Source organism: Streptosporangiales bacterium, assembly GCA_009379825.1.
Classification (GTDB): domain Bacteria; phylum Actinomycetota; class Actinomycetes; order Streptosporangiales; family WHST01; genus WHST01.
In genome coordinates, this window is record WHTA01000093.1 from 1 (window position 1) to 19,720 (window position 19,720).

The following is a 19,720-nucleotide window of genomic DNA, read 5'->3' on the forward strand; positions in this document are numbered from 1 at the left end:
CCGGCAACACCAGCAACTCAACCGGCAGGACCGAATCCCACAACGTCGGCTGATCATTTACAGTACGAAACACGATGGCCTCGACCCCTTCTCACCCAAGGGTTCGAGGCCATCCTCTCGACGAACAAACCCCCACTCAGAGACCGCCACGCCCCGACTTTTTCAGGTCAAAGTAGGTAGTCCGGAGCCGACGTCGAGGAACTGGTCGATGCCGGCGTTGCGGGCGAGCCAACGCACGGCACGGATCAGCCACCTCCGGTTGGAGCGCGCCACCGCGGGCATTTCCGGGGTCAGCTGCACCAACTGCTGCAGCAGTGCGCGGTCGACGTCGAAGTTGTCCTTGCCGCCGAGCAGAGCGTCGTACACCCGAGCCAGGCTCGGCTTGCTGGTGTCGATGTGCGGCGGTAGCTGGCGTTCCTGCTGCTCAGGACTCACGGTGGGGGGCTCCTCGTCAGCCGGCGATGGGGTGACTCTACGGTCTGCGCACTGTGTGGCCAACCACTCACCCGGAGGTGCGGCTGGCCTGCCAGGCCGACCACAGGGTGGCGTAGCGGCCGCCCGCTGCGACGAGCTCGTCGTGGTGGCCCACTTCGAGTACCCGGCCGTCGTCGAGCACGAGCACCCGGTCGGCGGCCGCCGCCTGGGTGAGCCGGTGCGCGACCACGACGGCCGTGCGGCCGCGTAGCGCGGCCGCCGCCGCGGTCTCCAGCAGCCGCGCGCCTGTGCTGCCGGCCTCCGCGGTGGCTTCGTCGAGTACGACCGTCGGCACGTCAGCGAGCACGAGCCGGGCGAGCGCCAGCTGTTGTGCCTGGGCGGCCGTCAGCCGGTGGCCGCCCGATCCCACGACGGTGTCCAGGCCGTCCGGCAGCGTCGCGACCCACGACCAGGCGTGCACGGTGGTCAGCGCCGTCACCAGCTCGTGCTCCGTGGCGTCAGGTCGTCGCGCACGCTGCCGGCGAAGACGTGCACCTCCTGGGTGACCAGCGCGACGTGCCGGCGCAGCGTGGCCGGCTCGACCCGGTCGAGGTCGGCGCCGCCGACGAGCACCCGGCCGGCGGTCGGCGGGTGGATGCCGGCGACGAGCTTGGCCAGCGTCGACTTGCCCGCACCGCTGGCACCGACCACCGCGACCCGCTCGCCGGCGGTGATCTTGGCGTCCACCGTGCGCAGCACGTCGTACCCGGGCAGGTAGGCGTACGACGCGCCCTGCACGGTGACCGAGCCGTCGCGGGGAGTGGCCGGGGCGCTCGGCGGGGGCGGCTGCTCGAGCTCGTCGATGCCCACCAGGCGCGCGAACGCGCTGCCGGCACGCTGCGCCTGGTCGAACAGCCCGAGCAGGATGTTCACCGGGTCGAACAGCCGGTGGAAGTACAGCGCCGCGGCGGCGGCCGTGCCGACCGTGGTGACCTCGTAGCGGACCAGCACAAAGCCCATCGCCAGCACGAGCGCCAGGCCGACGAACTCGGCGAGGTTGAGCCGGCCGAAGAACCGGGTCTGCAACCGGACCGTCCGCCGCGCGTACTGCAACGCCCCGAGCGACCGGGAGCGGACCAGCTCCTGGTGCTGCGCCTCCGCCCGGTACGACCGCACCGTCCTGGCACCGCCGACGCTGTCCAGCAGCTGTTGTGCGCGCTGCCCCTCGGCGACCCGCTCGGCCGCGTAGAGCGGGCCGCAGTGGCGTAGGTACCAGCGCAGCGTGTGCAGCTGGACGGGTACGGCGGCGAGGCCGGCCAGCGCGAACCGCCAGTCGAGCACGCCGAGCCCGACGATGGTGAGGCCCGTGGTCAGCGTCGCGCCTGACAGCTGCGGCAGCACCTCGCGCACGGCGGTGCCGATCAGGGCGACGTCGTTGCCGACCCGGGCGAGCAGGTCGCCGCTGCCGGCGGCCTCCACCCGGTCGAGCGGCAGGCCGAGCACCCGCCGCACCACGCGTTCGCGCAGCCTGGCCAGCGCGGTCTCGCCGAGCCGTGCGGCGGCCGCGTTGCCCAGCGCGGTGCACACCCCCCTGCGCGACGGCGGCGACGAGCAGCACCCCGGCAAGCGCGCCGACGGTGCCCGGCCGCCCATCCGCGGCAACCACGTCGACAATCCGGCCGAGCACCGGCGGCACCAGCAGACCGGCAGCGGTCGCCGCGGTCAACAGCACGAACGCGGCGAGCAACCCGGGCAGGTGCGGCCGCAGCAGGGCGACCGCGGCCCGGCGGCTGCACGTGTAGCGCTGGCAGTCGGCGGCTGCTGCCGGTGTGGGTGTGTCATCATCGCAGCGCCAGGTTGCGGTAGGTGGGGTCGGTGGCGGGCGTGTCGGTGTTCCGCGGTGGCGGTGGTAGTCGGCGGCTGCTGGCGGTGTGGATCTGTCATCGCAGCGCCAGGTCGCGGTAGGCGGGGCTGGTCGCGACCAGGTCGGCGTGCCTGCCCGCCGCTGTGGCTGCGCCGTCGGCGAGGACCACTACGCGGTCGGCGACCGCGAGCGGGGCTGGGCTGGACGCGAGCACGAGCGTCGTGCGGCCGGCGCGCATCCGCTTGATGCCGTCGCCGATGGCCGCTTCGGTCACCGCGTCCACCGCGGTCGTCGGGTCGGCCAGGACGAGCACGGGGGCGTCGGTCGCGAGCGCGCGGGCTAGCGCGAGGCGCTGCCGCTGGCCGCCGGACAGCGTGCGCGCCTGCTCGGTGAGGTAGGTGTCCAGACCGTCGGGGAGCACCTCGGCGACGTGGTCGACGCCGGCGGCGACCACGGCGTCCTTCACCCGGCGCTCGTCGAGGGCGGCCGTCGCGACGTTGTCGAGCACCGTGCCCTCGAACAGGTCGGCGTCGTGCCAGGCGACCAGCACCGCGCCGCGGACGGTACGGGGATGCAGGTCGCCGAGCGCGTAGCCGTCGAGGGTCACGCTGCCGGCGGCGGGGTCGGCGTCCCTGGCCAGCACGGCGAGCAGCGCGGTCGCCTCCGCGGGGTCGCCGGGGACGACGGCGACCAGCTCGCCGGGTGCCGCGTCCAGGTGCAGGCCGCGCAGCGCGCGGTAGGTGAGGTCCCGCACCTGGAGCCGGCCACGCACCGGGTGCGGCAGCTCGCCGTCGGCGGCGGCGACCGGGTGCTCGGCGGCGAGCACGTCGGCGATGCGGGCGGCGGACGCCCGCGCCTGCGCGTAGCCGGTGCCCACCACGGCCAGCCGCGACATCGGGCCGAGCAGGAACTGGGCGAGCCCGACGGCCGCCACCAGGTCACCGACGGTGATCTGGTCCTGCAGCGCCAGCCGGCCGCCGACGAACGCGACGGCGGCGATGAAGATCGCCGTCAGCCCGATGGTGGCCCCCTCGTACGCCGCCTGCGCCTTCGCCGAGTGCACGGCCGCCCGCCGCGCGGTCTGGCTGGTGACCCGGTAGCGGTCCGCCGCCGTAGGTACGGCGCCGATGCCGCGCAGGATGCGCAAGCCGGCGACCAGGTCGGTGGCGACGCCGGACGCGTGGGCGACGGCCGCCTGCTCGACCGCCGTGCGCCTGGCCAGCGGCTTGCCGAGCAGGTGGATGACCACGAGTAGCGGCGGCGCACAGCCGAGCACGACCAGGCCGAGCGGCACCGAGATGCGCAGCAGCGCGACCGCCGTCACGGCCAGCGCGGCGAGGGCGCCGCCGAGGAACGCGAACACCTTGATCAGCTCGCCGACGCGCAGAGCGTCGAGGGTCGCTGTGCTCAGCAGCGCACCGGGCAGCCGGCCGGTCTCCGCGCCGCCGCGCGGGTCGAGGATGCGGCGGGTCAGCGCGAGCCGCAGGTCGTGCGCGGCCTGCTGCATCGCGCGGACGCCGAGCCTGGCGCCGAAGCGGTACGCCAGCGAGAGGCAGAGGAAAAGCCCGGCGAGGCCGGCGAGCCAGCCGGCGAGGACGCCGCCCGCGCCGGTCGCCACGGCGTGGTCGATCACCAGGCCGATCGCGACCGGCACCAGCGACTCCAGCGCCTGGTGCGCCATCAGCAGGACGGTGGCCGGCGCCGCGTACCGCGCCTGCCCGAGCACCGCCCGCCGCAGCACCGCCTCGGTAGTGGTCGGCCCGTCCTGGCTGGCTGCTGGGACGGGGTTGGGCGGCACCAGAGCACTATAACTTAGGCAACCCTAAGTTCGCTGCACCTCTCGCGGGTGGGTGGACAGCTCGCGGGCCGGGTCGAGCCGCGGGAGCGACGGCGTCGTCCGGGTGCCGAGCACCGCGTCGGCCGCGAGCGCGCCGAACGCGGGGGCGAGCTTGAACCCGTGTCCGGAGAAGCCGACGAGCAGCGTCACGTTGTCCGCGCCGGGAAGTGCCCCGATGAGGCCGTCGGAGTCCGGCGTGTACCCCTCCATGAACGCGCCGATCCGCACCGGCTCGGGGAACAGCTGGGGGAGGAGTTCGGCCACCGTGTCGCGGAAGCTGGCGATCTCGCCGACCCCCACGCGGCTGTCGAAGTCGTCGGGGTCGGTGACGACGCGGTTCTCCTCCGTGAACACGCCGAGCTTGAGGCCGGCGCCGTCGGCGGCCGGCAGCCCGTAGTACGGCACGGGGGAGACGCGGATGAACACCGGGCACCGGTCCGGGCGGAACAGCGCGGGATCCTTGGCGGGGAACCACATCTGCACGATGCGGCGCACCTGGATGACGCTCGCGTCGTAACCGAAGCCGCCGAGCAGCTGCGTCGCCCACGGCCCGGTCGCGACGACGACGTGGTCGAACCGCTCGGTGCCGCCGTCCGTACGTACGGTGACGCCGTGCTGATCCGGCTCGATCGCGGTCACCTTCGTGTACGTGTGCAGCGTCGCGCCGAGCTGTTCCGCGCGCCTGCTCGCGTGCAGCACCGCGCGCTCAGGGCGCAGGAACCCGGCGTTGCGGTCGAGCACCACCGACTCGTCGTCGCCGACCGCGTGCTGCGGGTAACGGTTGCGGGCCTCCTCGACGGACAGCTGCTCGGCCGTCAGGCCGTACTCCGCGATGGACGCCATGACGTTGGTGAGCTGCGGCGTGTCGGCTGCCCCGATGGTGAGCACGCCGGCGAGGTTCAGCAACTCCGCGCCGGTCTCCTCCTCCAGCTGCTGCCACAACTCCTTGGCACGAACCAACAGCGGTACGTAGTCGGGGCTCTCCTGGTAGGCGGTGCGGAAGATACGTGTCTCCCCGCCGTGTGCACCTCGGTCGTGTCCGGGGCTGAACCGCTCGAACCCCGTGACGCGCACGCCGCGTTTCGCGAGTTGCCACATCGCCATGGCGCCGGTGCTGCCGACTCCGACAACCGCGACCGACGGGCTCGACATCGTCATGAAAGTACCTCCCGACCTGAGTGTTGTCGTCACGACAACACATGATTCACGCACAGCAACGGCCTCCGACGAGGATCGAGTATCATGGTCTCGTACGCATTCGCGACAGTTGAAGGACGTGTTCGCACGTGTGTGGGCTAGCAGCCCTTGTTCCCAGCTCTTCTGACTCTTCTTCTCTCGATGACTTACCCGATGTTCTCGACGATGCCCTGACCAGGCTCGGGCATCGCGGTCCGGACGGCGTCGGCACCTGTGAAGTGCACGACCACCGGCTGCTCGGGCACCGTCGACTCGCTGTCATCGACCCACGGCACGGTCAGCAGCCGCTGACCACGCCCAACGGTGACGCACTGGTTGCCAACGGCATGATCTACAACGACGACGCCCTGCGTAGTGAGCTCGGCGCCGGCAAGTACGCCACCGGCTCGGACAGTGAATCCATCCTGCATGCGGTACGCCGTTGGGGTGCGGACGCCCCGACGCGGCTGGACGGCATGTTCGCGTTCGTCTACGCGACGCCCGACCGCATCGTCGCCGCACGCGACCCGCTCGGCATCAAGCCGTTGTACCGGGTACGGATCGGCGACGTGGATGGCTTCAGCAGTGAGGTGAAGGCGTTCGACGGCATCGCCGACGAGGTGACCGAGTTCCCCGCCGGGCACGTGTTCGACAGCGCGCACGGCCTGCGCAGGTACTACCAGGTGCCCGCCGGCGACCCGGTCGAACGCGCTACCGCAGAGGTCGTGCGCGACTTCCGTGAAGTGCTCGAAGCGGCCGTCGTGAAGCGGCTGCGCAGCGACGTGCCGTTCGGTGCGTTGCTCTCCGGCGGCCTGGACAGTTCGCTGATCACTGCGCTCGCGCGCAGGCACGTCGACGAGCTGCACACGTTCGCCGTCGGCCTGCCGGACAGTCCGGACCTGAAGGCGGCACGGCTGGTCGCGGACCACCTCGGCACCATCCACCACGAGCTGGTGGTGGAGCCGGACGACGCGATCAAGTCGCTGCCTGACGTGATCTGGCACCTGGAGTCCGCGGACGTCGACCTGGTGCGCTCCGCCGTGATGACCTGGCAGGTGATGCAGTTCGCCTCGAACTGGGTGACCGTGGTGCTCACCGGCGAGGGTGCCGACGAGCTCTTCGCCGGGTACAGCTACCACGAGTCGTACGACGATCCCGTGCAGTTGCACGACGAGCTACGCAGGTCGTTGGGTGCCATGCACAACATCAACCTGCAGCGCGTCGACCGGATGTCCATGGCGCACGGCGTCGAGGCGCGGGTGCCGTTCCTCGACAAGGCGGTCATCGCGGAGGCGATGCGCATCCGGCCGGAGCTGAAGCAGTACGCGCACGGCGACGGCGAGCCGATGGAGAAGTGGGTGCTGCGTGCCGCGGCGTCCGATCTGCTCCCGGCCGAGATCGTGTGGCGGAAGAAGGCGCAGTTCGACGAGGGCACCGGGATGAGCACGCTGCTGCCGGGGGCAGCAGCCACCGAGTCGCTCGCCGAGGCCGACTGGTACGCGGGCCTGATGGACAAGCGGTTCAAGCGTCCTGAGCAGGTCCACGCAGTAGCCGGCACCTGGACCGACGACCGCGTCTGACGGTCGGCGTCAGCCGGCCAGTGGCACCGTCAGGGTCGACGGGGCGTCGGCGGGGGAGCTGAAGGTGACCGTGCTCTTCGGGGTGCTGACGTCCTTGTACCGCGGGTCCACCGTGTCGACCACCAGCGCGAGGCGGTGGCCCGCCGGTACGTGCCAGGAGATCGGGTCCAGCCCGAGGTCCACGCGCTGGGCTTCGCCGGGCGTGGCGTCGCGCAGGCTGAGCGGCTTGTGCGTGACGAGCGCTGCCGTGCCGGTCGCGTCCACATCGTAGAGGTACGCGAACAGCGACGTATCGGCCGCGCTCGGTGTCACCGTGGCGCGCAGGCGCGGTGCGCCGCGCACCTCGCCTGGCCGGGCGCGCGGGGCGCCGACCCACACGCCCGCGGCGTGCCTGGCGACCAGCGGCAGCGACGTCGCGGCGGGCAGCCCGAGGCCCTGCAGGGTGCCGGTCACGATGGCCGTGCCTGAGTCGGCCGCCGTCGGCACATTGGCGTCGATGGTCGTGCGCCACCCGGTCGCCGGTTCTGGTGCGAGCGCGCCGCCGGCACCCAGGTGGAGCCGCTCCGGCTCGCCGGTGAACGCCGGCCAGCTCGGGTAGCCGGCCCAGTTCTCGCCCTTCGGCGCCTTCACCACCACCGGGTCCTCGGCCGCGATGCCGTTGTCCTCGCCGGCGACGTAGTGGTCCATCCAGCGTGCGGCGGTGTCCCACACCGCGTTCGGCAGGCCGGCCAGACCGAACGCCTCCTGGCTGGAGTGGTCGCCGGGCCCCAGCATGAGCTTCTTCGGACCGGTGAGCTCGGTGAAGAAGTCGGTGACCGTGCCTGGCGGGAACATCGAGTCCGCCCACGCGTTGCCGAGGAAGACCGCCGGCCGGTTCGCGTTGAGCCGGTCCATGTACTCGGCCGGGGAGTGCCCTTCGAGCAACTTCACGGCGCGTTCCATGTCGCCCCTGCGATAGCTGGCCTCGACCTCGCGCAGCACGGGCGCCGGGCGTCCGGTGAGGTGGGCGAGCGCCAGCAGCAGCTCACCGGCCTGCTTGTTGACCGTCTGGTTCGGGTAGAGCGACGCCGGCAGCTCGGTCCACGTGCTCAGCGCGCCGACCGCCTTGATCCTGCTGTCGCTGGCCGCGGCGAGCAGGCTGGTGCCCGCGCCGTACGACACGCCCATCGCGCCCACCCGCCGCGGGTCCGCGTGCGCGTTGGCCACCGCCCAGTCGATCACCTTGCTGACGTCGCGGACGGTGGGCCGGTCTGCGACGTCGACCTGGCCGCCGGAGTCCCAGAAGCCGCGGCTGGAGTAGCTCACCACCGCGTACCCGGACTCGTACGCCAGCTTCGCCGCGGCGCCGACGTACTCCAGGTGCGGCATGCCCCAGCTGGACGGCATCACCAGCAGCGGGAACGGCCCGTCGCCGAGTCCGCGCGGCGTCACCACGAGCGCCTTCAGCGGGGTGCCGCCGGCGCCGGGGATGGTCTCGTAGCGGGTGTCCGCCCCCGCGGCCTGGTCCGCCCGGACCGCGGGCGCGGCGACGAGCGTGGCGGCGAGTACGGCGATGCCGGCGACGAGGGCGAGAGCGGGCCTGCGCACGGGGGTCCTCCCAGGTGTCACCCGCCGGTGCCGGCGGCACGCCGCATCCTGGCAGGCCGGCACGACGATGTCAGCGTGCTCGACGGTGGGTCGCGGAAATCTCCCTCGCCGCCAGGTCGGGGGCGGAGTAGCTTCCTCTATGAACAAAAAATCAATCTGTTCATAGAGTCGCAGGCGGGAGGGTGAGGTGCCGACCGGGTTCACCGAGCAGGAGCGCGTGCGGATCGACAAGGCCCTGCGCGACACGGGCTTCCAGCTGTTCACGACGCAGGGGTTGAAGAAGACGTCGCTGGACGAGCTGGTCACGCCGGCGGGGATCGCGAAGAGCAGCTTCTACGCGTTCTTCGACTCCAGGGAGGCGCTGTACATCGAGCTGATGTACGAGCAGGTGCCCGAGCTGAACCGGTGGCTGCTCGACGAGCTGTACGACGAGTCCGCCGGCACCACGGAGGCGGTGCGTGCGTTCATGCACGGGGTCCTCGACATCCAGCGCAACAACCCGCTGTACAGCCGGCTGATGAGCCACTCGGACGAGCTGGCGATGGTCGCGCGGCGGGTGTCGCCCGAGCAGCTGCTGGAGACCAAGCGCTACCTCGTCTCACCGATCGTCGAGTTCATCGAGCGCGCCCAGCGCGCGGGCCGGCTGATCGACGGCGACCCCGGGGTGCTGCTCGGCGTCATCCAGGCGGTGATGGTGATCCCGCTGGAGAAGGACCGGCTCGACCCCGAGACCTACCCGGCGGCACTCGAGCTGCTCGTCGACATCGTCGCGAACGGCCTCACCCGGCCGGCCGCGGACGGAACACAACCGACAGGAGAGGACCGTACCCAGCCATGATCACGGTGGAGGGGTAGACCTTCCGCTACCCAGGTAGCGCCGAGCCGGCGATCCGCGGGATGGACTTCGAGGTGGAGCAGGGCGAGATCTTCGGCTTCCTCGGGCCGAGCGGTGCCGGCAAGTCGACGACGCAGAAGATCCTCATCGGCCTGCTCGCCGGGCACGGCGGCACGGTCAGCGTGTGGGGCAAGGACCCGGCCGCCTGGGGCTCGGACTACTACGAGCGGGTCGGCGTCTCGTTCGAGCTGCCGAACCACTACCAGAAGCTCACCGCGGCGGAGAACCTGGAGTTCTTCGCGTCGCTGTACCAGTCGGCGACGCGGGACCCGAAGGAGCTGCTCGAGCTGGTCGGACTGGCCGACGACGCCGACACCAGGCTCGCAAAGTTCTCCAAGGGCATGCAGATGCGCCTGGTGTTCGTGCGGCGTTGCTGCACGACCCCGAGCTGCTGTTCCTCGACGAGCCGACGTCCGGCCTCGACCCGACGAACGCGCGCAAGGTGAAGGACATCGTGCTCGCGGAGCAGGCCCGCGGGAAGACGGTGTTCCTCACCACGCACGACATGGCCACCGCGGACGAGCTCTGCGACCGGGTGGCGTTCGTGGTCGACGGGCAGATCGTCGCGCTGAACTCGCCGAAGGAGCTCAAGGTGCAGCGCAGCCAGCGCACCGTGCAGGTCGAGTACCGCAACGGTGACGGCGCACTCGAGCATCGGCAGTTCCCCATGGAGCGGCTGGCCGACAACGGTGACTTCCTCGACGTGCTGCGCTACGAGCATGTCGAGACCACCCACAGCAAGGAAGCGTCGCTCGACGACATCTTCGTGGAGACGACGGGGCGGAGGCTGACGTGACCAGGCTGGGTACGGTGCTGCGGCTGGAAGTGCGGCTGCAGTGGCGGTACCGGTTCCTGCAGGCGGGCGTGTTCTCCGGCGTGATGTGGCTGGCGCTACTGCTGCCGCTGCCGCACGACCTCCGGTCCACGGCCGAGCCGTACGTCATCCTCGGCGACCTGGCGATCGTCGGCTGGTTCTTCATCGCAGGCGCGGTCTTCCTGGAGAAGGGCGACCGCACGCTGAACGCGTTGGTGGCCACACCGATGCGGTTCGTCGAGTACCTGCTGGCGAAGATGCTCACCCTCGTCACGCTCTCCACGGTGCTCGCGGTGTTCGTCGCGACCGTCACGCACGGCGTCGGGTACGACCTGCGGTGGCTGCTGCTTGGCGCCGTGCTCGGCACGGCCCTGATGCTGACGGCGAGCTTCCTGTCTTCGATGCCGTTCTCGTCGATCAGCAACTGGTTCATGCCTTCGGTCGGGCCGCTCGCGGTCATGACCCTGCCGGTCTTCTACCTGGCCGGGCTCTGGCCGACGCGGTGGCTCTACCTGGTGCCGACGATGGGTCCGCTGTTGTTCCTCGGTGCGGCGTTCGACCAGGTCTCGCTCACCGGTTGGCAGGTCGGGTACGGCGTGCTCTACCCGCTTGCGTTCCTCGGCCTGATGTACCTGCCGGCTCGCCGGATGTTCGAGAAGTACGTGGTGGCCAAGACGGGAGGTGCGTGATGGCCGGCGCCCTGACGGCGTTCGGACGCAACGACGCGCGCGGCCTGCGCCGCGAGTCACTACTCGCCGGCCTGATCTTCGCGCCTGTGGTATGGATCCTCATGGTGCGCCTGGCCACGCCGCCGGCGACGGAGCTGGTCGCCGACAGGTACGGCGTCGACCTGGTGCCGTACTACCCGCTGATCCTCACCGCGTTCCTGCTGCTGACCAGTCCGATCGTGGTCGGTGGGCTCGGCGCCTTCCTGGTGCTGGACGAGCGCGACGCCGGCACGTTCGCCGCGCTGAGGGTCACGCCGACGCCCATGCGCTCGTACCTCGGGTACCGAGCCTGCACGGTGGTGCTGGTCACCACGGTGTACGTCGTGGTGACCATGCTCGCAAGCGGTTTGCTGCCGCTCGAGCACGTCGTACCGCTGGTGCCGATCGGGCTGCTGGCGGGGCTCAGCGGGCTGGTCATCGGGCTGGTGCTGTTGCGGTTCGCGCGGAACAAGGTGGAAGGGCTCGCGGTGATGCGTGCGGTCGGCATCGTGGTCGCGGGGCTACCGCTGATCCCGTACTTCCTCGCGCCGCACTGGCAGTACCTGTTCTGGCTGCTGCCGCCTTACTGGCCGGCGAAGGCGTACTGGCAGCTGAGCGCGGGCGAGCCCTGGTGGCCACACCTGGTCGGCGGGGTGATCTACCACGTGCCGGTCGTCTGGTTGTTGTACCGGCAGTTCCTGCGCAGCCTGCGCTGAGGTCAGCGGGTCGCCCGCCGCACCTGCTGGCGCTGCTCGCCGAGGTCGTCGATGGCCAGCCGGACGGTGTCGCCTTCTGCCAGGTACGGGAACCGCCCGGACATGGCGACGCCCTCCGGCGTCCCGGTGTTCACCACGTCGCCGGGTTCGAGTACGAGGACCTGGCTCAGCTCGTACACGGTCCTGGCGATGCCGAAGATCATGTCGGCGGTGTTCGAGTCCTGGCGCGGCTGGTCGTTCACCCACGACCTGATCTGCAGCTTCTGCGGGTTGACGAGGTCGTCCGCAGGCACGAGCGAAGGGCCGAGCGGGTTGAACGTCTCGCAGCTCTTGCCCTTCGACCACTGGCCGCCGGAGCGCTGCACCTGCAGTACCCGCTCGGACACGTCGTTGGAGACGGTGTAGCCGGCGACGTGGTCGAGCGCGGACGCCTCGTCCGGCAGGTACCTGGCGCGACTGCCGATGACGATGGCGAGCTCGACCTCCCAGTCGGTGGCCGTGCTGTCCGGCGGCAGGAGCACGTCGTCGTACGGGCCGACGACGGTGTTCGGGTGCTTGAAGAAGACGATCGGCTCCTCCGGCGGCGCCGAGCCGGTCTCCGCGGCGTGCGCGGCGTAGTTCTGGCCCAGGCAGACCACCGCGCCCGGCCTTGCCACCGGTGCGCCGATCCGCGCGTCCGCGAGGTCGGCATGAGGTAGCTCACCCGCCTCGAGCGCGCGCCGTGCGCGGCCGATGCCGTCCGCGGCGAGGAACGCGCCGTCGATGTCCGCGGTCAGCCCGGTGAGGTCGTACAACGTGCCGTCGTCGTCGAGTACGACCGGCTGTTCCTGGCCGACGGGACCTCTCCGCTGCAGCTTCATGACGGGTGTTCCTCCGGAATGTGAGACGGCGCCGGTGAGCGGCAGACACGCGCTCACGAGGCTATCCCACGCGCCTGCTCGGACCGCGCCGCATAGGGTTGGGGCATGAGCGAACACTTTGACGTGGTGGTCCTTGGCGCCGGCCCCGGCGGATACGTGTCCGCGATCCGGGCCGCGCAGCTCGGCTTGAAGGCGGCGATCGTCGAGGAGAAGTACTGGGGTGGGGTCTGCCTCAACGTCGGCTGCATCCCGTCCAAGGCGCTGCTGCGCAACGCCGAGCTGGCGCACATCTTCACCCACGAGGCGAAGACCTTCGGTATCCAGGCCGACGGGTCGGTCACCTTCGACTACGGTGCTGCGTTCGCCCGCAGCCGCTCGGTCGCCGACGGCCGGGCGAAGGGCGTGCACTACCTGATGAAGAAGAACGGCATCACCGAGTACGAGGGCCGTGGCACGTTCACCGACGCGAACACGCTGCAGGTCGCGACGACCGCCGGCGGCACCGAGACGGTGACCTTCGGGCACTGCATCCTCGCGACCGGCGCGCAGCCGAAGCTGCTGCCTGGCACCAGCCGTTCCGAGCGGGTGGTGACGTACGAGGAGCAGATCCTCACCGAGCAGCTGCCTGCCAGCATCGTTATCGCCGGCGCCGGTGCGATCGGCGTCGAGTTCGCGTACGTGCTGCACAACTACGGCGTAAAGGTCACCATCGTCGAGTTCCTCGACCGAATGGTGCCGCTGGAGGACGCCGAGGTCTCCAAGGAGCTGGCGAAGCGGTACCGCAAGCTCGGCATCGACGTGCTGACGTCCACCAAGGTGGACGCCATCGACGAGTCGAGCGACACGGTCAAGGTGACCGTCTCGTCAAGCAAGGGCCAGCAGACGCTGGAAGCCGACAAGGTGCTCCAGGCGATCGGCTTCCAGCCGAGCGTCACCGGGTACGGGCTGGAGAACACCGGTGTCGCGGTCACCGACAGGGGCGCGGTGGAGATCGACGGCCGCGGGCGTACGTCCGTGCCGCACATCTACGCCATCGGCGACGTCACGGCCAAGCTGATGCTCGCGCACACCGCGGAGTCGATGGGCGTCATCGCCGCCGAGACGATCGCCGGCGCGGAGACCATGGAGGTCGACTACGTGATGATCCCGCGGGCCACGTACTGCCAGCCGCAGGTCGCCAGCTTCGGCTGGACCGAGGAGCAGGCACGCGAACAGGGCTACGACGTGCAGGTCGCGAAGTTCCCTTTCACCGCGAACGGCAAGGCGCACGGCCTCGGCGACTCCGGCGGCTTCGTGAAGGTGCTCAGCGACGCCAAGTACGGCGAGCTGCTCGGCGCCCACATGATCGGCCCCGACGTCACCGAGCTGCTGCCCGAGCTGACCCTCGCGCAGCAGTGGGACCTGACCGTCCACGAGGTGTCGCGGAACGTCCACGCACACCCCACGCTCAGCGAGGCGGTCAAGGAGGCCGTACACGGCCTCGCCGGCCACATGATCAACTTCTGACGGCTGGTGCCGGCCACCTGGCTGCGCGTCAGGTGAGGTTGGCGAAGCTCTCGGTGGCCGTCGTGGTGCCGGCGACTATGAGTGTGTCGCCGGAACGGATGACGGTGTCTTGCGTGGCGTAGGTGAAGTCCTCGCCGCTGCGCTTGATGCAGACGACCGTGACGCCGTACTCGGAGCGGATGCGGGTCTCGCCGAGTCGCTTGTCCACGGCGAAGGCGGGCGCGGACGTCTTCACCATGGCGAAGTTGTCCTCGAACTCGATGAAGTCCAGCATTCGGCCGGTGACCAGGTGCGCGACCCGTTCGCCCATGTCGTGTTCCGGCAGCACGACGTGGTGCACGCCGAGCCGGTCGAGGATCTTGCCGTGCTCCCTGTTGATCGCCTTCGCCCAGACGTCCTGGACGCCGAGGTCGACGAGCAGCGAGGCGGCGAGGATGCTCGCCTCCAGGTCGGTGCCGATCGCCACCACCGCGTGCGAGAACTCCTGGACGCCGAGCTGCCGCAGCGTGTCGGCGTCGGTGCAGTCGGCGGCCATGACCTGGGTCAGGCTGCCGGTGAGCTGCTGTACGATCCGCGGGTCGTTGTCGATGCCGAGCACGTCCACGCCGCGGTCGACCAGCTCCTCGGCGAGTGAGATGCCGAACCTGCCGAGGCCGATGACCACGACGCCGGACTCCGCCAGATCGGACACGGGCCGTTGCCTTTCTTCGAGTCGACGGTCAGGAAGCATGATATGTGCGGAAGACTCCGCAGGGGCCGCAGCACGAGGAGGCGTGGTGAAACGGACCGCTGGCCGGCTGGCCGACGGACGCGAGATCATCTACTTCGACGCCGCCGACGACGCGGTGCGCGAGGTGCACGACCCGCGCGACCTGCCCGCCACCACGACGGCGGCGGAGATCCGGTACGACCCGCTGCTCGACGAGTGGGTGGCGATGGCGTCGCACCGGCAGAGCCGCACCCACCTGCCGTCCGCCGCCGAGTGTCCGTTGTGTCCGTCCACGGTAGGACAGCAGACGGAGATCCCCGCCGCCGCGTACGACGTGGCGGTGTTCGAGAACAGGTTCCCGTCGTTCGCGACCGCTGCGGTCGCCGGGCCGGCGGATGCGAACGACGAGCTGTTCCCCCGCCGGCCGGGACACGGCCGCTGCGAGGTGGTGTGCTTCACCAGTGACCACGACCGGTCGTTCGCCGGGCTGTCCGCCGCGCAGGCCAGGCTGGTGGTCGAGGCGTGGGTCGACCGGACCGTCGAGCTGTCCGCGGTGCCCGGCGTCGAGCAGGTCTTCTGCTTCGAGAACCGCGGCGAGGAGATCGGCGTCACGCTGCACCACCCGCACGGGCAGGTCTACGCGTACCCGTTCGTCACCCCGCGCACCCGCCGGATGCTGCAGTCGGCCGGCGCGCATCACGAGCGCACCGGCAGGAACCTGTTCGCCGACGTGCTCGCTGCGGAACGCGCGGCCGGCGACCGGGTGGTCGCCGAGTCGGCGCACTGGACGGCGTTCGTGCCGGCGGCCGCGCGCTGGCCGGTCGAGGTGCACCTCTACCCGCGCCGGCAGGTGTCCGACCTGCCGGCGTTGAGCGACGAGGAGCGCGACGACCTCAGCCGGCTCTACCTCACCGTGCTGCGCAGCCTGGACCGGCTGTACGACCAGCCGCTGCCGTACATCGCCGCCTGGCACCAGGCGCCGGTGCGTACCGGGCGGGAGCTGAGCTACCTGCACCTGCAGGTCTTCTCCATCAAGCGGGCGCCGGGCAAGCTGAAGTACCTGGCCGGCTCGGAGTCCGGCATGGGGGTGTTCGTCAACGACGTCACGCCGGAAGCCGGCGCGGCGCGGTTGCGCGAGCTGGTTGCCACCCAGCCGCCGGTGGACTAGGCGTCCGCGACGACCGGGTTGGTCAGCTCGCTGAAGCCGTCGCCGAGCACGCAGGTGACCCGGTCGCCCGGCTGGATCGGTACGGCGCCCGGTGTGCCGGTGGCGAGGACGTCGCCGGGCGCGAACGGCATCACGTGGCTGTGGAAGCTCAGCAGCTCCGCGGGGGAGAAGGTCATCCCCGCGACGGTGTCGGTGCGGTGCACCTCGCCGTTGTGCACGGTGCTCACCCGCAGGTCGTCCAGGCTGCCGACGGCCGCGTCGACCTCGTCCAGGGTGATGAGGTCGGGCCCGTAGGTGAAGAACGTCGGGTAGTTCTTCACCCGGGTGAGGTACCGCGGGTTCTCCAGCAGCACGCCCTCGGCGGTCTGGTCGAGCACCGCACAGATGCCGGCGACGTACGACATCGCCTCGTCGACCGACACGCGGTAGCACGGCCTGCCGATCACCAGGCCGACCTCGGCCTCCGCGGTGACGGTGCCGATGCCCCCCGGCCGCCTGATCGGCTCGTCCGGCCCGGCGATGGTGTGGTTCCCCTTCAGGAACGACGCGGGTGAGGTGCGGGGCGCCTGCTCGCCGAGGTCGCCGGCGTGGGCGCCGTAGTTCAGCCCGATGCCGAGGATCTTGCCCGGTCGCGCGGACGGGGCGAGCACCGGCGCGTCCGCGTCGACGAGCGCGTCGTCGGGGACCGCGGCGGCGAGCCGCTGCCCGAGCTCGCCGAGGACGTCCTGCTCGAGCAGCGCGACGAGGTCACGCGGTGGGCCGTCGAGCAGGCGGTCGACCCGGACCGTCCGGTCGCCGTGCCGCACACAGACGGTCGGGGTGCCAGCTACGTCCACGGTACGGATGCGCACGTCGTTCGTCCTCCACGTCGGTCCTGTCGGTGCTGCGAACCGAACCAGTATGACTGGCCGCGGTGCGGGGTCAGCCCGCCCAGCGGGTCTCGCCGTCGATGACCACGTCGGTGGCGTGCGGGCCGAGCGACCTGGCGACGGCGGCGGACGCGGCGTGCTCCGGGTGGACGTGCGCGGTGATCCGGTCGACGCCACTGTCGCGCAGCCAGCCGACCATCGAGGCCGCGGCCTCCCGCGCGTACCCCTGCCGCTGCCAGCCGGCGGCCACCACCCACGCCAGGTCGGCGCACGAGCCGTCCTCGGTGTCGACGACGATGGCCTGTACGGTGCCGAGCGCGGCACCGCTGCGCCGTTCGCGGGCCACCCAGTTGTACCAACCGGCGGACCCGTCCGGGGACCGTCCTACGACCTGCCGCGCGAACTGGTCCCGCAGCTCCCGCGTGGTGGCCGGCCGCCGATGAACTCGTGCAGGCGCTCGTCGTCGAGCACCGGCGCCAGCTCGTCCGCGTGGTCGACCCGCAGTGGTTCCAGGTCGAGGCGGTCGGTGGTCAGCGGTACGGCGGCGGGCCAGCTCCCTCGCAGGCGCACCCGGCCAAGCGTACTGAGTCAGGGGGCGCCGAGGGTCACGCGCAGCGAGGCCACCCGCCAGGTGCCCGGGTCCATGGCGCGGTCCTCGCCGTCGGCGAGCGCCAGGCTGGGGAAGCGGGTCAGCAGTGCGGTCAGGGCGACGGCGGTCTGTACGCGCGCCGAGGCAGAAGTGCGGCCCGTGCGCGAAGCCGAGGTGCGGCGTGCGGCCGGCGTCGCGGCGGAGGTCGAAGCGGTCCGGGTCGCCGAATGCGCGCGGGTCGCGGTTCGCCGCGGCGACCGAGGCGGTGATCGCGTCGCCGGTACGGACCGGCCGTCCGCAGAACTCCATGTCCGTGCTCGCGTAGCGCGGGATGGTCAGCAGCGTCGGCCCGCACCAGCGGATCAGCTCCTCCACCGCGCCGGGTACCAGCGTGGGGGCGGCGCGCAGCTCGGCCAGCTGGGCGGGGTGCTGCAGCAGGGCGACGACGGCGTTCGCGATCAGGTTGGCCGGCGTCTGCCCGGCGAGCACCAGATGCCACAACAGCGTGACCAGCTCGACGTCGCCGAGCCGGTCGCCGTCCTCGTCGTGCACCCGGACGAGCGCCGACACCAGGTCGTCGCCGGGTTCCGCCCGCCGCTGCGCGACGGCCGCCTGCGCGCTGTCGACGATGCCAGGCACGGCCGCGGCGAAGTCCGCGCCACCCCCGCCGAGTACGGCGGCGCCGTGGCGGCGCCACGCCGGCCGGTCCGCGGCGGGGATGTCGGCCAGCTCGCAGATGACGTCTATCGGCAGCGGCCGCGCGAAGTGCGGCAGCAGGTCGACGACGCCGTCCTCGGCGTGCGCGGCCAGGCCGTCGAGCAGGCCGGCCACCAGCGGTTCGATCCGTGGCCGGAACGCGGTGGCGTGGCGGATGCCGAACGCGGGAGCGACCAGCCGGCGCAGCCGCGCGTGTTCGGTGGCGTCCTGCTCGGACATCGTCGGCAGGTACGGCAGGTAGTCGTCCGGGATGCCGGGCGGCGGCGTGAAGCTGTCCGCCCGGATCGCGAAGCGTGGGTCGCTCAGCATCGCCCGCGCCTCCGCGTGCCTGGTGACCACCCACACCGGGCCGATGCCGGGGATCCGGGTCCGCGCCAGCGCCGCCCGCTCGCGGGCGCGGCCGTACGCGGTGAACGGGTCGCGGACCAGGTCCAAATCGGTGAGGTCGAGCTCGGGGGGCTGCTCGGTGTCGGCCACGCCGCCTCCATTCCAGATGGCATTGGCAAATGTTCTTATCATTTGAATGTTCACGGTATCTTGCTGGCGGTACGACGGCAACGACGGGAGTGTGATGGCGCGCCTGAGCCGGGTCGAGCTGCAGCGTCGCAACCGGCAGAACGTGCTGGCGGCGGCGCGGGCCGAGTTCGCCGAACGCGGGTACCGGGGCGCCAAGGTCGACCAGGTCGCGGAGCGGGCCGGGCTGACCCGCGGGGCTGTCTACTCGAACTTCCCCGGCAAGCGGGCGCTCTACTTCGCGGTGCTGGCGGAGCTGGCCGAGCAGGCGCGGCCACCGGCACACCCCGACCTCGGGCACGACCTGCGCGAGGCGCTCGGTGCGTTCGCCCGGGCCTGGATGGGCCGGTCGGTGCCTGACGCGGAAGCGGCCGGCCTCGCGCGCGACCTGTACGCGGAGGTGCTCGACGACGAGCGGGTGCGGCGGCCGTTCGCCGGGCTGCTCACGCTGGACGCCATCGTGCTCGGCCTCGCACTCGAGGGGCTGCGGCCGGGCGACGCGGAGCCGGTGCGGCTGGTGCGGATCGCGGAGGCCGCCCTCACCACGCTCCACGGCGCGCGGCAGCTGCTGGCGGCCGCGCCCGGCTTCGTCGAGCCGTTCACCGTCGTCGAGGCGTGCGCAGAGCTCGCCGCCGTGGCGATCACCGACCGGTGGCCACCGCCGGACGCCGTGCCGCCGGTGCGGCCGGTGGACCTGCCGTGGGACCCGCCGGACGCGGTTGACCTGCTGCGCGGCGACACCGCCCAGCTCGCCGGCGACGGCGTGCTCGCCGTGCTGGGCCTGCACCGGCTGGCGGCGATCGAGGAGGCGGTGCGGGCGGCGCCGCCGGGCGTGCAGGTCACCGCCGTGGTGGTCACCGGCCGACCGGGGGAGCTGATGCCGCTCGCCCGGCTGCTCGTCACCGAGCTCGGCAGCTGCCTGCGGCAAGCGATCCCACCGTCGGCATGGCCGCGCCTGCAGGTGGTGTGCGACGAGACGGGCACGCTAGCCGCGGCCGCCGACCTACCCGCAGTCAGCGACGCAACCGAGGCGGCCGTCCGGGTGCGAGCGGGCCGGCTGCTCGGCTGCGCCGACGGCCGCGGCGCCGGCCACGCGGTCGCCGCCGGCACCCCGGTACCGCGGTAGGCGTGGCCTCCCCATGTGCTGCCGCGGTGTCGCGGTAGGAGGCCCATGTGCTGCGAGGTCGTGGGAGCGCCGG

14 protein-coding genes and 4 pseudogenes are annotated in these 19,720 nt (G+C 71.6%); 8 read left to right on the forward strand and 10 right to left on the reverse strand.

What is annotated here, in order from left to right; translation table 11 throughout:
• Positions 1-162: 162 nt before the first annotated feature.
• The 4 genes and pseudogenes from GEV07_27245 to solA form a co-directional block, all read right to left on the reverse strand.
• Positions 163-435, reverse strand: coding sequence for a hypothetical protein (locus tag GEV07_27245; protein MQA06257.1), 273 nt, complete (start codon positions 433-435; stop codon positions 163-165).
• Positions 436-502: 67 nt separating this feature from the next.
• Positions 503-2,185: pseudogene (locus GEV07_27250) on the reverse strand (ATP-binding cassette domain-containing protein).
• 169 nt (positions 2,186-2,354) lie between these two features.
• Positions 2,355-3,959 (reverse strand): ATP-binding cassette domain-containing protein, encoded by a 1,605-nt coding sequence (locus tag GEV07_27255; protein MQA06258.1) that lies wholly within the window; start codon positions 3,957-3,959, stop codon positions 2,355-2,357.
• Between the two features lie 141 nt (positions 3,960-4,100).
• Positions 4,101-5,273, reverse strand: a complete 1,173-nt coding sequence (gene solA, locus GEV07_27260; protein MQA06259.1) for an N-methyl-L-tryptophan oxidase — start codon at positions 5,271-5,273, stop codon at positions 4,101-4,103.
• 209 nt (positions 5,274-5,482) lie between these two features.
• On the opposite strand from solA, the gene GEV07_27265 reads away from it, so the two are divergent.
• On the forward strand, positions 5,483-6,871 hold the full coding sequence (locus GEV07_27265; GenBank protein MQA06260.1) for an asparagine synthetase B: 1,389 nt from the start codon (positions 5,483-5,485) through the stop codon (positions 6,869-6,871).
• 9 nt (positions 6,872-6,880) lie between these two features.
• Here the strand turns inward: GEV07_27265 and GEV07_27270 are convergent, their stop codons facing one another.
• Positions 6,881-8,458: a CocE/NonD family hydrolase gene (locus tag GEV07_27270; protein ID MQA06261.1), complete on the reverse strand. Its 1,578-nt coding sequence runs from the start codon at positions 8,456-8,458 to the stop codon at positions 6,881-6,883.
• 187 nt (positions 8,459-8,645) lie between these two features.
• On the opposite strand from GEV07_27270, the gene GEV07_27275 reads away from it, so the two are divergent.
• The 4 genes and pseudogenes from GEV07_27275 (at position 8,646) to GEV07_27290 (ending at position 11,590) form a co-directional block, all read left to right on the forward strand.
• On the forward strand, positions 8,646-9,296 hold the full coding sequence (locus GEV07_27275; protein MQA06262.1) for a TetR family transcriptional regulator: 651 nt from the start codon (positions 8,646-8,648) through the stop codon (positions 9,294-9,296).
• Between the two features lie 59 nt (positions 9,297-9,355).
• Positions 9,356-10,149 (forward strand): annotated as a pseudogene (locus GEV07_27280) (ATP-binding cassette domain-containing protein).
• The gene (locus tag GEV07_27285; protein ID MQA06263.1) at positions 10,146-10,856 is read left to right on the forward strand and encodes a fluoroquinolone transporter permease; all 711 of its coding nucleotides are present in this window, start codon (positions 10,146-10,148) and stop codon (positions 10,854-10,856) included. The pseudogene GEV07_27280 and the gene GEV07_27285 overlap by 4 nt, the downstream one beginning before the upstream one ends.
• A complete protein-coding gene (locus tag GEV07_27290) occupies positions 10,856-11,590 on the forward strand; it encodes an ABC transporter permease (protein MQA06264.1) in 735 nt (244 codons plus the stop codon). Before GEV07_27285 ends, GEV07_27290 begins: the two co-directional genes overlap by 1 nt.
• Positions 11,591-11,592: 2 nt before the next feature.
• Here the strand turns inward: GEV07_27290 and GEV07_27295 are convergent, their stop codons facing one another.
• Positions 11,593-12,450, reverse strand: a complete 858-nt coding sequence (locus tag GEV07_27295) for an FAA hydrolase family protein (GenBank protein MQA06265.1) — start codon at positions 12,448-12,450, stop codon at positions 11,593-11,595.
• Positions 12,451-12,555: 105 nt separating this feature from the next.
• On the opposite strand from GEV07_27295, the gene lpdA reads away from it, so the two are divergent.
• Positions 12,556-13,956 (forward strand): dihydrolipoyl dehydrogenase, encoded by a 1,401-nt coding sequence (lpdA, locus tag GEV07_27300; GenBank protein ID MQA06266.1) that lies wholly within the window; start codon positions 12,556-12,558, stop codon positions 13,954-13,956.
• A 28-nt stretch (positions 13,957-13,984) separates the two neighbouring features.
• On the opposite strand, the gene GEV07_27305 is transcribed toward lpdA, so the two are convergent.
• Positions 13,985-14,686, reverse strand: a complete 702-nt coding sequence (locus tag GEV07_27305) for a TrkA family potassium uptake protein (protein MQA06267.1) — start codon at positions 14,684-14,686, stop codon at positions 13,985-13,987.
• A gap of 46 nt (positions 14,687-14,732) precedes the next feature.
• Here GEV07_27305 and galT point away from each other — a divergent pair, with 46 nt between their 5' ends.
• Positions 14,733-15,833, forward strand: coding sequence for a galactose-1-phosphate uridylyltransferase (gene galT / locus GEV07_27310; protein MQA06268.1), 1,101 nt, complete (start codon positions 14,733-14,735; stop codon positions 15,831-15,833).
• On the opposite strand, the gene GEV07_27315 is transcribed toward galT, so the two are convergent.
• The 3 genes and pseudogenes from GEV07_27315 to GEV07_27325 all read right to left on the reverse strand — a co-directional run bounded on the left by GEV07_27315 (position 15,830) and on the right by GEV07_27325 (position 18,527).
• Positions 15,830-16,684 (reverse strand): fumarylacetoacetate hydrolase, encoded by an 855-nt coding sequence (locus tag GEV07_27315; protein MQA06269.1) that lies wholly within the window; start codon positions 16,682-16,684, stop codon positions 15,830-15,832. The genes galT and GEV07_27315 overlap by 4 nt on opposite strands.
• Before the next feature lie 70 nt (positions 16,685-16,754).
• Positions 16,755-17,266 (reverse strand): annotated as a pseudogene (locus tag GEV07_27320) (GNAT family N-acetyltransferase).
• A 24-nt stretch (positions 17,267-17,290) separates the two neighbouring features.
• Positions 17,291-18,527: pseudogene (locus tag GEV07_27325) on the reverse strand (cytochrome P450).
• Between the two features lie 52 nt (positions 18,528-18,579).
• Between GEV07_27325 and GEV07_27330 the strand changes: the two are divergent.
• Positions 18,580-19,647, forward strand: coding sequence for a TetR family transcriptional regulator (locus GEV07_27330; protein ID MQA06270.1), 1,068 nt, complete (start codon positions 18,580-18,582; stop codon positions 19,645-19,647).
• The last annotated feature ends 73 nt before the right edge of the window (positions 19,648-19,720 follow it).

Bases quoted from the DNA above. Each gene is read 5' to 3' on its own strand.
- GEV07_27290 (MQA06264.1), top strand. From the start codon at position 10,856: ATGGCCGGCGCCCTGACGGCGTTCGGACGCAACGACGCGCGCGGCCTG.
- solA (MQA06259.1), bottom strand. From the start codon at position 5,273: ATGACGATGTCGAGCCCGTCGGTCGCGGTTGTCGGAGTCGGCAGCACC.
- GEV07_27305 (MQA06267.1), bottom strand. From the start codon at position 14,686: ATGCTTCCTGACCGTCGACTCGAAGAAAGGCAACGGCCCGTGTCCGAT.
- GEV07_27330 (MQA06270.1), top strand. From the start codon at position 18,580: ATGGCGCGCCTGAGCCGGGTCGAGCTGCAGCGTCGCAACCGGCAGAAC.
- GEV07_27255 (MQA06258.1), bottom strand. From the start codon at position 3,959: ATGGCGCACCAGGCGCTGGAGTCGCTGGTGCCGGTCGCGATCGGCCTG.
- GEV07_27295 (MQA06265.1), bottom strand. From the start codon at position 12,450: ATGAAGCTGCAGCGGAGAGGTCCCGTCGGCCAGGAACAGCCGGTCGTA.
- lpdA (MQA06266.1), top strand. From the start codon at position 12,556: ATGAGCGAACACTTTGACGTGGTGGTCCTTGGCGCCGGCCCCGGCGGA.